This is a genomic window from Streptomyces sp. NPDC049577, assembly GCF_040675635.1.
Taxonomy (GTDB): domain Bacteria; phylum Actinomycetota; class Actinomycetes; order Streptomycetales; family Streptomycetaceae; genus Streptomyces.
On the sequence record NZ_JBFAPH010000002.1, the window covers coordinates 44,501 to 63,801 of the forward strand.

14 protein-coding genes, 1 tRNA gene and 1 pseudogene are annotated in these 19,301 nt (G+C 74.7%); 7 read left to right on the plus strand and 9 right to left on the minus strand.

The features are described 5' to 3' along the window. Positions 1-67: 67 nt before the first annotated feature. Positions 68-140 (minus strand) — tRNA-Arg (locus tag AB0K09_RS00655). A 305-nt stretch (positions 141-445) separates the two neighbouring features. Between AB0K09_RS00655 and AB0K09_RS00660 the strand changes: the two genes are divergently transcribed. The 7 genes from AB0K09_RS00660 (at position 446) to AB0K09_RS00690 (ending at position 9,792) form a co-directional block, all read left to right on the plus strand. Then, positions 446-2,074 carry a dynamin family protein gene (locus tag AB0K09_RS00660; protein ID WP_366063008.1) on the plus strand — a complete coding sequence of 543 codons (1,629 nt, stop codon included), beginning with the start codon at positions 446-448 and terminating at the stop codon, positions 2,072-2,074. 4 nt (positions 2,075-2,078) lie between these two features. Continuing rightward, positions 2,079-4,394: a GTPase gene (locus AB0K09_RS00665; RefSeq protein ID WP_366062994.1), complete on the plus strand. Its 2,316-nt coding sequence runs from the start codon at positions 2,079-2,081 to the stop codon at positions 4,392-4,394. A 93-nt stretch (positions 4,395-4,487) separates the two neighbouring features. Further along, positions 4,488-5,027, plus strand: a complete 540-nt coding sequence (locus tag AB0K09_RS00670) for a single-stranded DNA-binding protein (protein ID WP_366062995.1) — start codon at positions 4,488-4,490, stop codon at positions 5,025-5,027. A gap of 235 nt (positions 5,028-5,262) precedes the next feature. Next, entirely contained in the window at positions 5,263-6,705 is a 1,443-nt protein-coding gene (locus AB0K09_RS00675) for a Cys-Gln thioester bond-forming surface protein (protein ID WP_366062996.1), read from the plus strand. A gap of 209 nt (positions 6,706-6,914) precedes the next feature. Beyond that, on the plus strand, positions 6,915-8,579 hold the full coding sequence (ettA, locus tag AB0K09_RS00680) for an energy-dependent translational throttle protein EttA (protein WP_366062998.1): 1,665 nt from the start codon (positions 6,915-6,917) through the stop codon (positions 8,577-8,579). A 2-nt stretch (positions 8,580-8,581) separates the two neighbouring features. Continuing rightward, entirely contained in the window at positions 8,582-9,004 is a 423-nt protein-coding gene (locus tag AB0K09_RS00685; RefSeq protein ID WP_366062999.1) for a thioesterase family protein, read from the plus strand. Continuing rightward, positions 9,001-9,792: a hypothetical protein gene (locus AB0K09_RS00690; protein WP_366063000.1), complete on the plus strand. Its 792-nt coding sequence runs from the start codon at positions 9,001-9,003 to the stop codon at positions 9,790-9,792. Before AB0K09_RS00685 ends, AB0K09_RS00690 begins: the two co-directional genes overlap by 4 nt. A gap of 34 nt (positions 9,793-9,826) precedes the next feature. Here the strand turns inward: AB0K09_RS00690 and AB0K09_RS00695 are convergent, their stop codons facing one another. From AB0K09_RS00695 to AB0K09_RS00730, 8 genes and pseudogenes are all read right to left on the minus strand, one after another. Further along, positions 9,827-10,231: a globin gene (locus AB0K09_RS00695; protein WP_366063001.1), complete on the minus strand. Its 405-nt coding sequence runs from the start codon at positions 10,229-10,231 to the stop codon at positions 9,827-9,829. Between the two features lie 25 nt (positions 10,232-10,256). Then, a complete protein-coding gene (locus AB0K09_RS00700) occupies positions 10,257-11,405 on the minus strand; it encodes an FHA domain-containing protein (protein ID WP_366063010.1) in 1,149 nt (382 codons plus the stop codon). 58 nt (positions 11,406-11,463) lie between these two features. Further along, a complete protein-coding gene (locus AB0K09_RS00705; protein WP_366063002.1) occupies positions 11,464-12,786 on the minus strand; it encodes a VWA domain-containing protein in 1,323 nt (440 codons plus the stop codon). Between the two features lie 108 nt (positions 12,787-12,894). Then, positions 12,895-14,055 carry a PP2C family serine/threonine-protein phosphatase gene (locus tag AB0K09_RS00710; RefSeq protein WP_366063003.1) on the minus strand — a complete coding sequence of 387 codons (1,161 nt, stop codon included), beginning with the start codon at positions 14,053-14,055 and terminating at the stop codon, positions 12,895-12,897. Positions 14,056-14,062: 7 nt separating this feature from the next. Further along, on the minus strand, positions 14,063-16,606 hold the full coding sequence (locus tag AB0K09_RS00715) for a tetratricopeptide repeat protein (RefSeq protein WP_366063004.1): 2,544 nt from the start codon (positions 16,604-16,606) through the stop codon (positions 14,063-14,065). After that, positions 16,603-17,898, minus strand: a complete 1,296-nt coding sequence (locus tag AB0K09_RS00720; protein WP_366063005.1) for a hypothetical protein — start codon at positions 17,896-17,898, stop codon at positions 16,603-16,605. Before AB0K09_RS00720 ends, AB0K09_RS00715 begins: the two co-directional genes overlap by 4 nt. A 60-nt stretch (positions 17,899-17,958) precedes the next feature. Beyond that, a complete protein-coding gene (locus tag AB0K09_RS00725; protein ID WP_366063006.1) occupies positions 17,959-18,939 on the minus strand; it encodes a glutamate ABC transporter substrate-binding protein in 981 nt (326 codons plus the stop codon). A 17-nt stretch (positions 18,940-18,956) separates the two neighbouring features. Beyond that, a pseudogene (locus AB0K09_RS00730) lies at positions 18,957-19,301 on the minus strand (hypothetical protein); the annotation flags it as partial.

A 19,301-nucleotide genomic window follows, 5' to 3' on the forward strand; every position in this document is an offset into this window, starting at 1 on the left:
GCGTGAGCGATGTGCTACCGGCCAAAAAAGAAGCTGACCAGCGTTTTCGCTGGTCAGCTGCGCGATGCGCCCCCGGCAGGACTCGAACCTGCGGCCAAGCGCTTAGAAGGCGCCTGCTCTATCCACTGAGCTACGGGGGCCCGTATGTGCGGCGGTCGCGGACGGCTGAAGCCCCGGGCTCGGTGGTGCCGTGACCTTGCCGGGGACAAGGATAGGACTCCGCGTACCTCGTCCCGGTTGCTTCACCTCCGTGACACGATGTGGAGGTTCGGTGAAGCGATCCCGATAATCGCAGGCAGGTGCGAATTCCGCATCGTTTTTGACGCCCCGGGCGCCGGGTGTTGTCTACTCGTTATGCCTGAGCCCCTTGCGCCACGTCCCGCGCGCCATGGCGCATACGCTTCAAAAACGCCACAGAATTGGGCATTCTTCGCATGTGGCGACCTTGGACGTTCGGCCCCGGCTGCTCGACGCGCTGTCCGCACTGCGCGATCGGGTCGACGCCGCACGCTTCCCGCTCCCCCTCCCCGGCGCCGCGCGCGCCCGTAGGAACCGGGCCGAGCTGCTGGCGCAGCTCGACGACTACTTGGTGCCCCGCCTGTGCGCGCCCGAAGCGCCGTTGCTGGCGGTGGTCGGGGGGTCGACCGGGGCGGGAAAGTCCACGCTGGTGAACTCGTTGGTGGGGCGGCGGGTCACCGAGGCGGGGGTGCTGCGGCCGACGACCCGTACGCCCGTTCTCGTCTGCCATCCGGACGACCACCACTGGTTCGCCGGGCCCCGGGTGCTGCCGGGGCTGCACCGGGTGTGGGTGCCGCTCCAGGAGGCCGCCGCCGCGTACGCGGGGGCGCTGGACGACGGGCTGGAACCGGAGGGGGACGAGGAGGACGACGGCCGGCCCCCGGTGCTGCGGATCGAGACGGACCGGTCGCTGCCGCGCGGGCTGGCGCTGCTGGACGCGCCCGACATCGACTCGCTGGTCGCCCGCAACCGCGAGCTCGCCGCCTCGCTGATCTGCGCGGCGGACATCTGGGTGCTCGTCACCACCGCGACGCGGTACGCCGACGCGGTGCCCTGGCACCTGCTGCGCACGGCCCGGGAGTACGACGTCACGCTGGTGACGGTGCTGGACCGGGTGCCGCACCAGGTCGCCGACGAGGTGTCCCGGCACTTCGGGGCGCTGCTGGAGAGCGCGGGCCTCGGGGACGTGCCCCGGTTCACGATCCCCGAGCTGCCCGAGTCGGCCGGCGGGGGCATCGGACTGCTGCCGGCCACCGCCATCGCGGGGCTGCGGGCCTGGCTCGTCCAGCGGGCCGAGGACCCCGCCGCCCGCGCCGTCGCGACCGCGCGGACCGCGCACGGCGTGCTGTCGTCGCTGGGGTCGCGCCTGCCGGGGCTCGCGGGCGCGGCGGCGGTGCAGCACGCGGCGGCCGTCCGGCTGTTGCAGCGCGTGGAGGAGGCGTACCGGCGCGCCGTCGAGCGCGTGCGCCGGGAGACGGCGGACGGTGAGGCGCTGGCCGGGGAGGCGCTCACGCACTGGCGCGGCTACCCCCGCGACAGCACCCCGGACGAGCTGCTCACCGCGCTGTGCGGCTCGTTGATCGCGCTGCTGGGCTGCGCCGCCGACACCGCCGAGGAGGAGATCGCGGCGGCCTGCGCGGACGACCCGGCGGCCGGGACGGTGCTCGCGCCGCGCGACCAGGAGGTCGTCGCCGGCCGGATCGGCGTGGCCGTGCGCCGCTGGCGGCGCTGTGTGGAGGAGATCGCGGAGGAGGAGGCGAGGGCCGTCGGCCGCGGCGGCGGGCCGGAGGGTGAGCGGCTGGCCGCGCTGCTGGCGGCGGCGCTGCTCGGCGGCCGGCGGGCGCGCGCGGCGGGGGAGACCCTCGCCGAGACGCTCGGCGCCGTGGGCGCGTTGCGGCTGCGGGACCGTGGCGGGGACCTGCTGACGGTGTGTCTGGAGAAGGTGCTGGAGGGGGAGCGGGACCGCCGGATCGCACCCCTGGAGAACCTGGAGATCACCCCGGACCACCAGGTGGAACTGATCGCAGCGCTGTCCGTACTGCAGAAGGAGAGGTGACCGAGTGACTGCCGTGAGCTCGGCGGACAGCCTTGACGAACTCGGCGGACGGCCCGTCCCCGGTACGCAGCCCACGGCGAAGGCCGGGGCCGCGGTGCAGGGCGGGAGCGGCGGCACGCGGACCGGCACACCCCCCGGCACATCTCCCGGCGCGGACCGCGGCGTGGATCGCGACGTGGATCGCGACGACCTCTGGGACATCTGGGGCGACGGCGTGATCGCCCGCCGTGCGCCCCAGGAGCGCGGCGGGCGCTCCGGCCCGCTCCCGGAGTTCCCGGTGACCGACCCCGCGCCCCCCGTGGCGCCCCGCCCGGCGGCCCAGGTGGGCGGCGCGCTGCGGGAGCGCCTGGAGGCGCTGCGCGAGCTGGTCGGACTGTCGGGGGCGCGCCTGGACCGGCGCGCGCTCGCCGAGGCCGGACGGGTGCTGGAGGAGGCCGCCGCGCGGCAGCGGCTCTCGCTGGACCTGACGGTGGTGGCCATCGCGGGAGCCACCGGCAGCGGCAAGTCGACCCTGTTCAACGCCCTCGCACGGGCCCGGCTCTCGGAGTCCGGGGTGCGCCGGCCGACCACGGCCGAGCCGGTGGCCTGCGCGTGGACGGAGACCGACCGGGCCGGCGGACTGCTGGACCGGCTCGGCATCCGGCCCGGTGCCCGCAGGGAGCCCGCGCGCCCCTACGACCCGGGGCTGAGCGGGCTGGTCCTGCTGGACCTGCCCGACCACGACTCGGCGGCGGCCGGCCACCGCGAGCAGGTGGACCGGCTGCTGCGGCTGGTGGACGCGGTGATCTGGGTGGTGGACCCGGAGAAGTACGCCGACGCCGTGCTCCACGAGCGCTATCTGCGCCCCCTGGCCGGCTACGCCGAGGTGACGTTCGTCGTGCTCAACCAGGTGGACCGGCTCTCGCGGGACGCCGCCGACCAGGTGCTGGACGATCTGCGGCGCCTGCTGGACGACGACGGGCTGGCGCTCGGCGAGCACGGCGAGCCCGGGGCGACCGTGCTCGCGCTGTCCGCGCTGACCGGCGAGGGCGTCGGGGAACTGCGCGACGTCCTCGGCCAGTTCGCGGCGCGCCGGAGCGCGGCCGAACTGCGGCTGACGGCGGACGTGGACGGCGTCTCGGCCCGGCTGCGTCCGGTGTACGTGGCGGACGGGCACCCGGGGCTGACGGAGCGGGCCCGGCAGGACTTCGAGGACCGGCTGGCGGAGGCGGTGGGCGCGGCCGCGGCCGGCCTCGGCGCCGAACGGGCGTGGCTGCGCGAGGCCGAGCGGGTGTGCGGGCCGGTGTGGCTGCGCGTGTGGCGCTGGCACGTCCGGCTGCGCCGGGGCCGCCCCTCGGTCGGCGTGGAGGCCAAGGGCAGCACGGACGGCAGCACGCTGGTCGATGCGGACGGCCCCGGCGGCGCGCGCGGCGCGAAGCCCCTGGAGGACGCCCGGCAGCGGGACGCCGGGGAGCACGGGGAGCGCGGGGAGCACGGCGAGGCCGATGAGCCCCTGTTCCCCGTGCCGCGCCGCACGGCCTCCCGGCCGCTGGTGGAGCAGGCCGTCCGGGCCCTGGCGCACGAGGCGTCGGCGGGGCTGCCCGGCCCCTGGGCGCAGGCCGTGCGCGAGGCCGCGGGACGTGGCGCGGAGGGTCTGGCGGAGGCGCTGGACGAGGCGGCCGCCCGGGCCGACGCGGGCCGCGTGGGGGAACGGCCTTCGGGCGCGGGCCGCACCGGCGGCCGGCGCACCGGGGTCTGGCTCACCGGGGCCTGGCGTACGGACGGCGGTTCCGCGCCCGAGTGGCGTACGGCCGGCCGGGGCGCCGGCGAGCCGGCCGGGCCGGGCGGGGCCGGCGTCGTCGCCGAGGGCGCCACCCTGGCCACGGACGCGGGCGAGGCGGGGGGCAGCCGGAGGCCAAGGCTCGCCGCGCGGGCGCTGCGGGCGGTGTGGCCCCGCTGGTGGGCGGGCCGTCCCCGCTGGTGGGCCGTGGTGGCGACGGGTCAGATGCTGCTGGCCGCGCTGCAACTGCTGGGCCTTGTGTGGCTGGTGGGCATGCCGGACGGCGACTACGAGGGGCCCTGGTGGCTGGCCGTGGTGCTGCTGGTGGGCTGCGGGGCGGTGGGCCCGGCGCTCGCCTGGTGCTGCGGACTGGCGGCGCGCGGCCCGGCACGGCGGTTCGGCGCGGAGACCGAGCGGCGGCTGCGCGGCGCGGCGGCCGGCTGCGGCCGGGCCCGGGTGCTGGAGCCGGTGGCGGCGGAACTGCTGCGGTACCGGGAGGTGCGGGCGCAGTACGTCATCGCCGCCGGAGAGGTGACCGGGTTGTCCACAACCGGCCGGTAGTCCACAGGCCTCAGCGGGATCCGGCGGACGCGGGCAGCATGGGACCGCGGCGGGCCGCGGGGGCCGCGCCGGCGAACGGGGGAGGCGATCGGTGTGAACGAGACCTTGGTGACGGTCGTGGGGAACGTCGCGACGCAGCCGGACTACCGGGAGGCGGTGAACGGGGCGGTCTCCCGCTTCCGGCTCGCGGCGACGGTGCGCCGCTGGGACCGGGGCCGCGAGGAGTGGACGGACGCGTACACGAGTTTCTACACGGTGTGGGCGTGGCGGGCCCTCGCGGCGAACGTGGTGGCGTCGGTGTCGATCGGCGAACCGCTCGTGGTGCAGGGCAGGTTGCGGATCCAGGAGCGGGAGCGGGACGGAAAACGATGGCTGTCCGCCGACATCGACGCGGTGTCGATCGGGCACGACCTCGCGCGCGGCACCTCGGCGTTCCGCAGGGTCTCGCCGGCCCGCCCGCTCCCGATCGAACCGGTGCGAATGGTGGCGGCCCCACCGGAGCCCGCGCCTCCCGTTCCGGAAAGCCCTTCGGAGCCGGCAGGAGGGCCGGTCGCGGGGGTCGTGACGGGGGGCGAGACGGGGGTCGTCGCGGGGGCGGCCGAGGCGTCCCTTCCCGCACCGGCCCCTCTGTGAAATGAGGGCTTTGTCCCGGGGATTTGTCGATAAACCAAAGCCCGGCATGATCATCTGATAACGATTCCGATTCGGATCGCTTATCAGGGCCTCCACCTGGGCAGGGCCGCGCGCTCGGTCCCTAGGATCCGTCCGTGACAACGGGGGCTCCTGAGTTTTGAGTTGCCCGGCGAGGCGCTTCGGCATGGTCCCTGCCCGACGGACGGCCGGACGGCGCCCGCGCGAAAGGAAATCGATGAACTCTGTCATGAGGCGGGGCGCGGCCCGCCTTGCCGCGGTGCTGCTGGCGTGCGGGCCGGCCGTCGCGGGTGTGATGGCCGCCGCGGGACCCGCCGCGGCCGACGGGGCCGGGATGAACCAGGACCGGCAGAACCGGGGCGGGGTGAGCGCCACCCTCGGCAGAGTGACGGCCGGTGGCGGCGCGATCGTGCACGACCCGAAGAAGACCGGCCCGGCGCTGGCGGGCCTGTTCGAGATGAAGGTCGACGGCGGCGGCATGCTGCAGACCTACTGCGTGGACATCCTCACCAACACCGTGGACGGCGCCCGGTACCGGGAGACCGGCTGGAGCGAGTCGTCCCTGCACGACAACAAGGACGCCGGCCGGATCCGCTGGATCCTCCAGCACTCCTACCCGCAGATCAACGATCTGGCCGCGCTGGCCAAGGACTCCGGCGCCGACTCCCTCGACGCCAACGCCGCGGCCGCCGGCACCCAGGTCGCCATCTGGCGTTACTCGGACCACGTCAAGGTCGACGCCCAGGACCCCCGGGCCCAGAAGCTCGCCGACTGGCTCTACGACAGCGCCAAGGACACCGCGGAGCCCGGCGCCTCCCTGTCCCTCACCCCCTCGGCCGTCTCCGGGAAGTCCGGCCGGCGCCTCGGCCCGGTCACCGTCCGCACCGACGCCGGCACCATCGGCCTCACGCCCTCCGCCGACGCCGCCGCCAAGGGCGTGAAGATCGTGGACAAGGACGGCAAGCCGGCCACCGCCACGACGAACGGCGGCGAGATCTGGTTCGACGTGCCGTCCGGCGCCCCCGCGGGCTCGGCGTCCGTCAAGGCCACGGCCGCCACCAAGGTGCCGGTCGGCCGGGCCTTCATCGGCGACCACATCAAGACGCAGACGCTGATCCTGGCCGGTTCCAGCGAGAGCACGGTCACCGCGACCGCCGGCGTCACCTGGGCCCAGAAGGGCGCCATACCGGCCGTCACGGCCAAGAAGGACTGCGCCCGCGGCGGCGTGGAGATCACCGCCGACAACCAGGGCGACCAGCCCTACACCTTCGAGCTGGACGGGAAGAAGCACACCGTGCGGCCCGGCGGCACCGAGACCGTCTTCGTGAAGGTCGCCGAGGACGCCGGCTACCGGTTCACGATCACCGGCCCGAACGGCTTCGCCAGGACCTTCTCCGGAATCCTGGACTGCAAGACCGCCGAGACCGGCAGTACGGGCGGCACCGGCGGCGTGCACCACCTGTCCGCCCGCCCGAGCCCGGCGGCCGGCGGCACCGGCGGCGGCTCCGTCACCGGCGGCCCGCTCGCCGCGACCGGCGGCAGCACCGCGACCCCGATGATCGCCGGCCTGGCGATTGCGCTGATCGTCGTCGGCGGCGGCGCGGTCTTCCTGCTCCGCAGGAAGGAGGAGACCGGCCCGGGGACCGGCCCCGGCCTGTGACCCGCGCGGCGTGACCCTGCGTGCGCCGCCGGTGACCGGAGACCCGGCCCCGGCGGCGTCGCAAGGAGCGTGCCCGGCGGCGTCACGGGGAGCACGCCGGGCGGCAACCCGTTTCCGCCGAGGGCTTCCGGTACGGCAAGATGGGGTGTATCTGCCCTCACGCGGCGGAGCCGCAGTATTGGCCCTTCTCGATTGCCGGACGGTTTCTCTTGGCTGAGTACATCTACACCATGCGCAAGACGCGCAAGGCGCACGGCGACAAGGTCATCCTCGATGACGTGACGCTGAGCTTCCTGCCCGGTGCGAAGATCGGTGTGGTCGGCCCGAACGGTGCCGGTAAGTCCACCGTCCTGAAGATCATGGCCGGTCTGGAGCAGCCCTCCAACGGTGACGCCTTCCTCTCCCCGGGCTACACCGTCGGCATCCTCATGCAGGAGCCGAAGCTCGACGAGGCGAAGACGGTCCTGGAGAACGTCCAGGACGGCGTCGCCGACACCAAGCGCAAGCTCGACCGGTTCAACGAGATCGCCGAGCTGATGGCCACCGACTACTCCGACGCGCTGCTGGAGGAGATGGGCAAGCTCCAGGAGGAGCTGGACCACGCCAACGCCTGGGACCTCGACGCCCAGCTGGAGCAGGCCATGGACGCGCTGGGCTGCCCGCCCGCCGACTGGCCGGTCACCAACCTCTCCGGTGGTGAGAAGCGCCGCGTGGCCCTCTGCAAGCTGCTGCTGGAGGCTCCCGACCTGCTGCTCCTCGACGAGCCCACCAACCACCTCGACGCCGAGTCGGTGAACTGGCTGGAGCAGCACCTCGCCAAGTACGCCGGCACCGTCGTGGCGATCACCCACGACCGCTACTTCCTCGACAACGTCGCCGAGTGGATCCTGGAGCTCGACCGCGGCCGCGCCCACCCCTACGAGGGCAACTACTCCACCTACCTGGAGAACAAGGCCTCGCGTCTGAAGGTCGAGGGCCAGAAGGACGCCAAGCGGCAGAAGCGCCTCAAGGAAGAGCTGGAGTGGGTCCGCTCCAACGCCAAGGGCCGCCAGGCCAAGTCCAAGGCGCGCCTCGCCCGTTACGAGGAGATGGCCGCCGAGGCGGAGAAGATGCGGAAGCTGGACTTCGAGGAGATCCAGATCCCGCCGGGCCCGCGTCTGGGCAATGTCGTCGTCGAGGTCAACAACCTCTCCAAGGCGTTCGGCGACAAGGTCCTCATCGACGACCTGTCCTTCACCCTGCCGCGCAACGGCATCGTCGGCGTCATCGGCCCGAACGGCGCCGGCAAGACGACCCTGTTCAAGATGATCCAGGGTCTGGAGAAGGCCGACTCCGGCTCGATCAAGGTCGGCGAGACCGTCAAGATCTCCTACGTCGACCAGGCCCGCGCCAACATCGACCCCAAGAAGACGCTGTGGGCCGTCGTCTCCGACGAGCTGGACTACATCAACGTCGGCCAGGTCGAGATGCCCTCCCGCGCCTACGTCTCCGCGTTCGGCTTCAAGGGCCCGGACCAGCAGAAGCCGGCCGGCGTGCTCTCCGGCGGTGAGCGCAACCGCCTGAACCTGGCGCTCACCCTCAAGCAGGGCGGCAACCTGCTGCTCCTCGACGAGCCGACCAACGACCTCGACGTCGAGACGCTCTCCTCCCTGGAGAACGCCCTGCTGGACTTCCCGGGCTGCGCCGTGGTCGTCTCCCACGACCGCTGGTTCCTGGACCGGGTCGCCACCCACATCCTGGCGTACGAGGGCAACTCCAAGTGGTTCTGGTTCGAGGGCAACTTCGAGTCGTACGAGAAGAACAAGGTCGAGCGCCTCGGCCCGGACGCGGCCCGTCCGCACCGTGCCACCTACAAGAAGCTGACCCGGGGCTGACCGTGGCGCGTCACCTCTACTCCTGCCCGCTCCGCTGGTCGGACATGGACGCCTACGGCCACGTCAACAACGCGGTCTTCCTCCGCTACCTGGAGGAGGCCCGGATCGACTTCATCAACGGCCTGGCCCCCCAGGCCGAGGCCGAGGGCTCCTTCGCGGGCGGTTCCGTCGTGGCCCGCCACGAGATCGACTACCTGCGCCCGCTGATCCACCGGCCCGAGCCGGTGACCATCGAGATGTGGGTGGCCAAGATCGGCGCCGCGTCCATGACCGTCCACTACGAGGTCAAGGACGAGGAGCACGTCTACGTCCGGGCCGCCACGGTCGTCGTCCCCTTCGACCTGGCCGCCGGCCACCCCCGGCGGGTGAGCCGCGAGGAGCGCACGATCCTCGAGCGGTACCGGGAGGAGGCCGTCGCCGCATGACGGCGCCCCACGCTCCGCAGGCGCAGTGGCTGCGTTTCGCCGATGCCGGGGAGGCGGCCGACCTGGCCGCCTTCCTGGCCCGGCTGATCCACTACGACCGGGCCGCCGTCGTCCGCCTCCAGGCGGGCGGCGGCGTGCTCGGCGTCTTCGGACGCCCGCCGTCCTTCGAGGTGCTCGCCGTGCGCACGGCCCGGCTGGCCGACGCCGGTGCTCTGGACGTCACCGTCTCGGCGGGGCAGCTTGCCGACGCGCTGGACGCGGCAGGTGCCGCCACGGCGAGCGGCGAGCTGTCCGTCCCCGTCCCCGAGGCCGTCACCGGCCCGCCGTGGGCCGGGGTGCTGCCACCGCGCGGCGGCTGGGAGCGCGTGCCGGGCCTGCCGGACGTGGAGGCCGTGCGCGGCGCGGTCGCCGGCGCCGTGGCGGAGTTCCGGCACCGGGACGCGGCGCTGCCCGAGCAGCACCGGGTACGGGCCGAGCGCGACCGCATCGGCCGGGAGATCTGGTCCCGCACCCTGGGGGACACCGGGCTGCCGCTGCGCGCGGTCCACGCCGCCCAGGCGCTGGGCTTCCTGCGGCCCGTCCCCGGCCCCGCCGCCCGTCCCGCCGCCGCCCGTACCGCCGATGCCGGCGGTGCCCCGGCCGGGGCCACGGCCCTCGCCCCGGAACCGCTGGCCCTCTTCGCGGCCGGCGGCTGGCTGCGGCTGCGCACGCCCTACGGCTCGATCGCCGTCCGCACGGGCGGCCTCGGCGGACTGACGGTCACGCCGGCGCACCGCCCGAACGCCTGAGCCGCCCCGGCCGTGGGCCGGAGCGGCTCCGCGCTCAGTCCGCCGCGTTGATCATCGACGCGGCGGCGTACGTCAGGTAGTTCCACAGCTGCCGCTCGTGCTCGGGCGCGAGCCCCAGCTCGTCGACCGCGTCCCGCATGTGCCGCAGCCAGGCGTCGTGCGCGGCGCGGTCCACGGTGAACGGGGCGTGCCGCATCCGCAGCCGCGGGTGGCCGCGGTTGTCGCTGTAGGTGCGGGGGCCGCCCCAGTACTGGATCAGGAAGAGGACCAGGCGCTCCTCGGCCGGCCCGAGGTCCTCCTCGGGGTACATGGGCCGCAGCAGGGGGTCCTCGGCGACTCCCCGGTAGAAACGGTGGACCAGGCGCCGGAAGGTCTCCTCGCCGCCGACCTGCTCGTAGAAGGTCTGCTCCTGAAGCGTGTCGCGCGGAATCTCGTTCACCCCTCCATGGTCTCAGACGCCCCGCTCATCCCCGGCGGATCGTGATCGTCGTCCACGCCCCGACGTGCACCCGGTCGCCGTCCTGGAGCGGTACCGGGACGTACGGCTGGATCGGGTCGTCCGAGCCGTTGATCGTGGTGCCGTTGGTGGAGTCCTGGTCGACCACCGCCCAGCCACCGTCCGGCTGCTGGACGAAGACGGCGTGCTGGTGCGAGACGCCCGGGTCCTCCGGGGGGCGCGAGAGGTCGATGTCCGGGCACTCGCCCGTGCTGTGCCGGCGCCGACCGACGGTGATCTGGCGGCCGCTGAGCGGAAGCTGGAGCTCCGGGGCGTAGGCGGGCATGTTGAGGCCGGCCGCCTCCGGGCCGCTGCGGGTCATCATCGCCCGGAAGTAGTCGCGGTCGGGGGCGACGACCGCGGTCCAGCCGGTGGCCGGGGCGGGCACGCCCGGCTGGGGCCGCGGCTGCGCCGCGGCGGCCCGCGGGTCCGCGGGGGCCTCCGCGTACCCGCCCTCCCCGTATCCGCCCTGTTCCCCGTATCCGCCCTGTTCCCCGTATCCGCCCTGCTCGAAGCCGCCCTGCTGGTAACCCTGCTCATAGCCGGGCTCGTAGCCGCCGGCCTCGTACGGCGGGTACGACGGCGGCGCGGCGGGCCCGGCGGGCCCGGAGGGCGGGGAGAGGACCCAGTCGTCCTCGCCGTAGCCGTGCGGCGGGGTGTCCGGGGTGAGCGGCTCGGCCGGGCGGTTGATCCGCGAGGGCCGCGAGCTCTGGTAGTCCAGGCTCTGCGGCGGCTGGGTGTGCTGCGACGGGGGCGGCGGCGGGGACGACTGGAAGCCCTGCGGCTGGTGGGGCGGCGGGGGCGCGTACGGGTTGGCCGTGCGCGTGAGGAAGTTGTAGCGGCACTCCTCGCAGAAGGGCGCCTGCGCCTCACGGGGCGTACGGCACTGCGGGCAGAGCTCCGCCTGCACGGTGGCGTCCCCGGCGGGGCCCGGCCAGCCGTATCCGCCGGTGCCGGGCGGCGCGGGCGGCGCGGCGGGCGGGACGGGCGGCGGCGGGGGTGCGGGAACGGCACCCGCGGGCGCCCCCGGGTGCGGGACCGCGCCCGTCATCCGGTGGCCGCACACCTCGCACCAGTCGTCGGCCTCCGACTGGTGACCGTTCGGGCAGGTCGGCATGTCGGTCTCTTCCCCCTCTGACGCCGTCATCAGTGGCTCCGCGCACTGCTTGATCGCACTATTTCTTCACGCGGACGGTTTTCGTCGAGCGCGTTTCGAGCGTCATCTCCGCCTCTTCGGAGACCTTCGCCTTCAGCCGCACAGTACCCGTCGCGGCGTCGACCACGTCCACCACCTTGGCGAGCAGCTTCGCGGTGTCCTCGTGGCCCGAGCGGCTGGCCAGTTGCACGGCCCGGCCGAGCTTGGCGGTGGCCCCGTCCACGTCGCCCGCCTTGCGCAGATCCAGGCCCTGCTGAATGGCCAGCGCCAGCTCCGCCTGGCCCGTGTAGTGCGCGACCTGCGGGTTGATGGCGGTGGAGACGGTCAGGTCGTCGGTCCACACCGCCCGCACCAGGCCCTGGGCGAGGACGTGCGGTGACGAGCCGTCGGGGGTGGGCAGGACGAGCGAGACACGGGCGGCCAGCATCTCCCGGCCCACCTCGGCGCTCGGCACCCGCACGCACAGGTGGTAGTCGCGGGACTCGTCGCCCCAGGAGCCGGTCGGGTAGTCGCCGGAGCGCGGGCCCGCCTCCTGCCGGCGGTCGGTCAGGTCCTCCACGGCGGGCGCGACCTGTTTGACGAACCGCACCTCGGCGCCCTGCGGGGTCCACACGCGCAGGGAGACGTCGCCGACCTCCTTGCCCATGACGGCCTCCATCATCCCCGTGAAGTCCTCGGCCAGCCCGGCCGGATCGGCGACGATGTCGGCGGTGCCCAGCAGGGCGGAGGCTATGCCCGTGACCTCCTTGACCTCCCAGTCCGTCCCCACCCCGCGCGCGTCGCAGGTGAAGCGGCCCGCGCAGGTGTCCAGGGCGGCCCGCAGCGCGTCCGGCTCCTCGTGCTCGTTGCGCCCGTCGGTGAGCAGGATGCCGTGGCGTATGGAGGCGTCGGAGGAGGACAGCAGCCGGTCGGCGAGCCGCAGCCAGGTGCCGATGGCCGTGCCGCCGCCCGCGCTCAGCTTGCGCAGCGCCTCCTTGGCCTGCGCCCGGGTGGTGGCGTCGGCCACCGCCAGCCGGCCGCCGCCGGGATAGGTCTCGTGCGCCTGGTGGGTGCCGGAGACGACGGCGAAGGCCACGCCGTCCCGCAGGGCGTCGATTGCCGCCGCCGTGGCGTCGCGGGCGTTGCGCATCTTGGCGGGCGGGTAGTCCATCGACCCCGAGCAGTCGACCATGACGACGACCGCCGCGTCCGACGCGGGCTGCGCGGCCGCCACCGCTCCGGCGCCGGCGGTGGCGGTGACGGTCACGATCGCGTTGACGTCCCGGCCGCCCTCCGGAAGATGGGCGTTCTGGTACACCTCGACGTCGAACCGGGGCACGCCCGGCTTGCTGGAATCAGCCATTCGGTTACCGCTCCTTCGTACGACGTGTGCTCACGCGGAAGGGGGCGGTCAGCCGCGCGATGCCACGCGTGACACCGGCGTGCGTTCCCCCCGTGGACGCTCGGGCCGTCAGGCCGATCCTGCCCCTTCCGGGCGGGACGGGAACGGAAGGACGGCCACTGTTACGTTGTCGTGGCCCCCACCGTCCAGGGCGTGGGCCAGCAGACGGCGTGCGCACTCCAGCGGCCGGGATCGGGCGTCGGACGGCACGATCTCCGCCATCTCCTCCGCCGATTCCGCGTAGTTCCACAGCCCGTCGGTGCAGACGAGCACCACGCCCGGCCGGTCCGGGTGGTACGAGGCGGTGTGCGGCTCGACCTCGTAGGCATCGGCGCCGAGCCAGCCGGTGATGGCGTGCGCGCGCTCGTCGGCGTACGCCTCGGTCTCCGACATCAGGCCCGCCGCGACCATCTGGGCGGCCCACGAGTCGTCCTCGGTGAGCCGGGCCGGCTGGGTGGCCCGGTCGTCGGGCACCCAGTAGGCGCGGCTGTCGCCGACCCAGCCGACGGTCAGCAGGTCCCCGGTGATGACCGCGCTGACGATGGTGCAGGCCGGCGCGTTCCCCTGGCGGTGCCGTTCGTGCTCGCGCGCCGCCCGGTCCGCGCCGGCCAGGGAGCTGACGGCCTCGGCGGCCCGCAGCACGGCCCGCTGGGTGGCCTCGCGCGGGGGCGTGCCGCCGGCCAGGCCCTCCACGAGGGCGTCGCAGGCGGCCGCGCAGGCGGCGGCCGACGCCTCGTCGGGCCGGGCCGCCGACGACACGCCGTCGCTGACGACGGCGACCACGGCGGGCGCGCCGCCGGGCAGTTCGGTGGCGGACACGGCGAACGCGTCCTCGTTGCGGTGGTGGCGCAGGCCCCGGTCGCTGACCGCCGCGACGCCTGCCGACTCGTGCTCCATGTGATCCCGTTCGCGCGGCTGTGCGTGCCCGCAGTATTCGCAGTACCCGTCGTCGTCGATCATGCCGGACCGGCAGGAGCCGCACCGGCGGGCGTCGCCGCGCGTTCCCCCCTGTGCAGGCACGCGGTCCGGCGGGGCGAGCCGGTAGTCGCCCGCCGGGTGCCGTCCCGGTCGTCGTCGCTTGACGCCGCGCCCCCGGTTCTCCGGCGCCGGTGGCCCGGACGGCGGCACCGCGGCGAGGTTCGCGCCGCAGCCGCCGCAGAAGTTGTCGGCCGGGTCCAGCGGTTCCCGGCAGGCCGGGCACACCGTCAGTTGTGGGGGCAGTTGCGACATCGCTCCATCACACCCATGTCCGGGGGCGGTAACGGTTGGCCCGTTCCACCAGTTCGATCCGTTCCTCGCCGCGCTGGGCGAGGCGTGCGAGCACGCGGTACGAGCGCTCCAGGCCGAAGCGCAGGCCCCGCTCGTCCAGTCCGCTGCCGAGCAGCGTCACCGGACCGGCCGTGCCCGGCGCGGCCGTGCCCGGCGCGGCCGTGCCCGGCCCGCCCGAGAGCACCCAGTCCAGGGCGCTGCCGAGCACCTCCGTGGTCAGCTGTTCGCGCCGTACGGCGTCCAGCCCGAAGCCGGCGAGCCGCTCCACCTGCCCGGCGGCGGCCCGCAGGTCCTCCAGCAGGGCCTCCTGCGCGGAGCGCTGCCGCAGCCGGGCCCGCACGGCCGCGACCCGCGCCGCCGTGTAGTGGATGGACGCCTCCGGCACCGACTCCAGCACGGCCACCGCGCCCGGCCGGTCCCCGCCGGCCAGCAGCACCCGGGCCAGCGCGAAGGCGGCGCTGACGAAGCTCGGGTCGGTCGTCCACACCAGGCGGTAGTACTCGGCGGCGTTGTCGAGCTGGCCCAGCACCTCGGCGCACACGCCGAGCGCCAGCTTGGGCGCCGGCTCGCCCGGGAACGCGTCGTAGACGGCGTCGAAGGCGAGCGCCGCCGTCTCGTGGTCACCGGTGGCCAGCGCGTGCACCGCCCGGTACCAGACGATCCGCCACTCGTCGGGCCGCGCCGCCTCCAGGGCCTCCAGCGCGCGCGAGGCCTGCGCCTCCTCGCCGAGCTCCAGCTGGGCCCGCACGCGGCGCAGCCGCAGCTCGGGGGAGTCGACGGGGGCGGCCTGGAGGGCCGCGTACAGCTCGGCGGGCTGGGAGGCGAGCAGGCCGGCGAGGAAGCCGGCGTTGGCGTCGTCCGGGTCCACCAGCGGCAGCGGCAGGGCGAGCGCGGCGGCCCGCACGTCCGGCGGGGCGACGACGGAGGCCGCGGCGGCGGTCACGGCGGCGGGATCCGGCTGCCGGGGCGCCACCCCACGGCGCGTCACCCGGGCGCCCAGCACCGAGACGTCACCGCTCCAGGCCGGGAAGAGCGTCGTGTCCACCACCCGGGGTTCCGGCCCGAACAGCGTCGACAGGGCCGGGCGCGGCGTGCCCGTCTGCAGGGCGACGACCTCCCGCAGCACGCCCGTGAGCTGGTCGGCCATCTCCGTGGCGGAGGCGAACCGGCGGGCCGGGTCGGGGTCGGTGGCCCGGACGAGGAGCCGGTAGAAGGACTCGTAGCGGCGGAAGACCTCGATGTGCTCCGGGTCGGGCAGACCGTCGGCGAAGACGGTCGTGTAGCCCTGGAAGTCGAAGGTGAGCACCGCGAGGGTGCGGGCGACGGTGTAGAGGTCGGAGGCGACGGACGGGCCCACGTCCGCCACCTCGGGCGCCTGGTAGCCCACCGTGCCGTAGATCGGGCTGTCCTGGTCGTCCATCCGCCGGACCGCGCCCATGTCGATCAGCTTGAGCTGGTCCTGCTGCTGAATGGCGTTGTCGACCTTGAAGTCGCAGTAGAGCAGGTTGCGGCCGTGCAGATGGCCGAGCGCCTCCAGCGCCTCGATGCCGTACGCGCACGCCTGCTCCACCGGCAGCGGGTCGCGGCGCCCGTCCGGGGTGCGCCGCTCGTTGGCGATCTCCTTGAGCGACTTGCCGCCGACGTACTCCATGACGATGTAGCCGTCGAGGCTGCCGGTCCGCTGGTCGAGGTGCTCGACGAAGTTGTAGATGCGGACGATGTTGGAATGCTCGATCTCCGCGAGGAAGCCCCGCTCGGCGCGGGCGGCCCGCAGGGCGTCCTCGTCGCCGGTGTCCAGCAGGCCCTTGAGGACGACCCAGCGGTCGTCGACGGCGTGGTCGACGGCCAGGTAGATCCAGCCCAGCCCGCCGTGCGCGATGCAGCCCACCACCTCGTACTGGCCGTGCACCACGTCGCCGGCGCGCAGCTTGGGCACGAAGGAGTACGGGTGGCCGCACTTGGTGCAGAAGCCTTCCGTGCGGCCCGGCCGGTCGCCGCGCGAACGGCCCACCGGTGCACCGCAGTCGCTCCTGCTGCAGAACCGCTTGCGCTCGGGCACCTCCGGGTTGGCCAGCACGGCCGCGCGCGGGTCGGGCCTGGGCACGCCGGGCAGGCTGACCAGGCCGGCGCCGAGCCTGTTGCGCGCGGAGCCGCCCGTCGAGGAACCCGCGCCGCGCACGGACACCGAGCGGCCCGCCGTCCCGCCGGAGCCGCCCGACAGCGCCCGCGACAACCGGCCGGAGACCGACCGGCGCGAGGACGACGAGCGGGAAGACGTCGAGCGAGAGGACGCCGAGCGGGAGGACGGCCCGGAGGAGCCGGAGGAGGAGCCCGGGGACTGCCCCGACGAGCTGCCCGACCGCCCGGACGCCGTCACCCCGGTGGGTGACGACGAGAGCAGTCCGCCCGGCGAGACGACCGGCGCGAGCCCGCACGTGTCGCAGAACAGCTCGCCGTCGCCGACGTCCTCGTAGGAGCCGGCGCAGCCCGGCCGCTGGCAGTCACTGGTCATGCGTCCCCCCTGTGGTCGTCCGGCGCGAGGGCGCCGGCCACCGCCTGCTGGTAGCGGAGGACGGCCTGCTCGGCGGCGACCAGATCGCACGGCGCGCTCCACAGCATCCGCCGCGCCACGTCGTACCGCTCGACGACCAGGGTGTCCTCCGCCAGCCCGTGCCGCGCGGCCTTCGCCTTGTACGCGTCGAGCCGGCCGCGCAGTTCGGCCCGCACGGCCAGCGGCGCGGTGACGGCCGTCAGCGACTCGCGGGCCCGCAGCAGTTCCTCCTCGGCCCGCTGCTCCAGGTCCTCCAGGAGCGGGGAGAGCCGGTGCCAGCGGGCGTGCCTGCGGTGCTCGGCGGCGGTCGTCAGCTGCTCGTAGAGCACCGTGGGCGGCCCGGAGACGGCCGGCACCTCGGACGCCGCGATCTTCGAGAGCACCTCGACCCGGGCCTGCCGGGCCTCGGCCAGCGTGCGGTCCGCGCGGGAGAGGACGTCCCGGACGCGCATCAGCCGCCGCTCGGCGTCCTGGCGCACGTCCAGGACGGCCTCGACCTCGCGCCGCACGTCCTCCAGGGCGCGGGCCGCGCGGTCGTAGCGGCCGGTGTCGGGGCGGCCGCCGCCGGGTGCCGAGCTGGGCGAGGCGCCCGTCCAGAAGGCCAGCGGGTCCGCTATCACCTCGGCCCGCAGCGTGGCCAGCTCGTGCGTGATGCGCTCCAGGTCGTCCGCGGCGGGGTGTTCGCCGGGCCGCACGCCCACCGAGTGGGCCAGCGAGCGGACGCGGCCCAGCTCGGCCGCCAGCAGGTCGATCCGGGCGGGCAGCGCCGACCAGACGGCGTCGGCGGTGACGACCACGTCCAGGGCCTGCGCGTACCAGCTGTTCATCCGGTCCAGCAGCTCCGCGAGGCTCAGCCGTTCGCTGAGCCGGGCGGCCGTGCCGAGCGCGGCGACGGTGGCCGCCGGCGGGCCGGCGGGCAGGGTGACCGCGGTGCCGCGCAGCAGGTCGGTGAGCTCGGCCAGTTCGGCCTGGGTGGGCCAGCGGTGCCGGCCCCGCAGCTCGCGGGCCGTCTCCAGGGCGGCCGTGTAGGCGTCGAAGTACGTCCACAGCTGGGTGATGAGCTGCTCGGCCAGCTCCCACCGGCTTCTGGTGGCACCGGTCAGCTCCGCGCCCTCCAGCAGCCGGCGACCGGCGTGGTCCTGCAGGGCGAGCAGCGAGGATTCGACCGCCTCGTGTTCCGCGCCGAGCCTGGCCAGCGCGCGGTCCGCCTCCTCGCGGCTCAGGGTCGGCCCGGTGGGTCCCGCGACCGCCATCGAACTCCTCTCCCGCCCTGGGGCGCGTGTGTTGCCACCGTGCCGCGTCCGTCGACGCGGTCAGTCCCGGTACTTGGGCTCCGGCGGGGCCGTGATGCCCTTGAGGTCCGCCGCGAGCCACTTACGGTAGGCCAGCATCCAGGGGCTGCCGTCGCCGCCGCGTCGGTAGTCCTCCAGAACCGCGTTGACCCGGCGTACCAGGTCTTCGTCCCGGAGGTTCATCGCCACGCCGTACGACTCGGTGGTGAACGGTTTGCCGACCAGTCGCACGGACGGGTCCTGGGCCGCCTGCCCGGCGGCCAGGGCGCTGTCGGTGAGCACCGCGTCGACCTGGCCGAGCTGGAGCCGCACCAGGCAGTCCAGCTGGTTGGGCACGGTCGTCACGGTGGCCGAATGGGCGTTCCTGCGCAGCTCGCTCTCGGCCGTGGAGCCCTTGGCCGCGCACACCCTGCGCCCGCCCAGCGAGGCGTCGTCGAAGCCGGTGACGGGCGAGTCCTTGGGCGCGAGCAGCTGCTGACCGGTCTCGAAGTAGGCGGTGGAGAACGCCACTTGTCCGATCCGCTCGCAATTGATGGTCATGGTCCGCACGATGATGTCCACCTTGCCCTTTTGCAGCGCGGGTATGCGCTGGTTGGTGGGGATCGTGAGAAAGGTGACCTTGCCGGGGTCGCCCAGGACGGCCTTGGCGATGGCGTGCACCAGGTCGATGTCGAAGCCGCTCAGCTCGCGGGTGGCGGGGTCGCGGTAGCCCCAGCGATAGCTGTTCTGGTCGACACCGGCGATCAGCCGCCCCCGGTCCTTGATGCGCCGCACGGCCGGCCCGTCCGTGGTCACCGGCCTCAGGCTCGCCTCCGGATCGGTGCAGGCCGGCGGGGCCTCGGCGGCCACCGCCTCGGCGCGGGCCGCCCGCCCCCCGGCTGCCGTGCCGCCCGGCGGTGCGGGCGACGGCGCGGAGAGGGCCGCCAGCGCGCTCAGCGCGCACACCACCGCCGCGAGGGCCCCGACCGCCGTTCCCACCCAGGTCGTCCGCCGTTCCCCCATGCCCCCGCCTCCCCGTCTCACCGGTACTCCGACAGCCGGCGGCCGATGCCGAGGACGGCCGCCGCCGCGCCCAGCACGGCCAGGACGGCGGCGCCGGCCGCCAGGCCGGTCAGCGCGCCACGGCCGTCGTCCGCCGTCCGCCGGAACTCGTCCTGCTCGTGCGCGAGGGCCCGGCTCAGCTCGGCGTCCACCCGGTCGAAGGACTCGCCCGTGCTGCCCTTGCCGCCGATCACCATGGGCAGGGCCCGCTCGTAGTCCCCGCCGTCGTCGGCGGCGCGGGCGTCGGTGTGGCGCAGCTGCCACTGGCGTACGTCCGCGATGGCGCGGGCCACCGGTTCGGCGCCCCCGGCGCCGTCCGCGAG

Excerpts from the sequence above, each read along its gene's own strand:
- AB0K09_RS00675 (WP_366062996.1), top strand. The coding sequence starts at position 5,263 with ATGAACTCTGTCATGAGGCGGGGCGCGGCCCGCCTTGCCGCGGTGCTG.
- AB0K09_RS00690 (WP_366063000.1), top strand. The coding sequence starts at position 9,001 with ATGACGGCGCCCCACGCTCCGCAGGCGCAGTGGCTGCGTTTCGCCGAT.
- AB0K09_RS00700 (WP_366063010.1), bottom strand. The coding sequence starts at position 11,405 with ATGCCGACCTGCCCGAACGGTCACCAGTCGGAGGCCGACGACTGGTGC.
- AB0K09_RS00705 (WP_366063002.1), bottom strand. The coding sequence starts at position 12,786 with ATGGCTGATTCCAGCAAGCCGGGCGTGCCCCGGTTCGACGTCGAGGTG.
- AB0K09_RS00710 (WP_366063003.1), bottom strand. The coding sequence starts at position 14,055 with ATGTCGCAACTGCCCCCACAACTGACGGTGTGCCCGGCCTGCCGGGAA.
- AB0K09_RS00715 (WP_366063004.1), bottom strand. The coding sequence starts at position 16,606 with ATGACCAGTGACTGCCAGCGGCCGGGCTGCGCCGGCTCCTACGAGGAC.
- AB0K09_RS00720 (WP_366063005.1), bottom strand. The coding sequence starts at position 17,898 with ATGGCGGTCGCGGGACCCACCGGGCCGACCCTGAGCCGCGAGGAGGCG.
- AB0K09_RS00725 (WP_366063006.1), bottom strand. The coding sequence starts at position 18,939 with ATGGGGGAACGGCGGACGACCTGGGTGGGAACGGCGGTCGGGGCCCTC.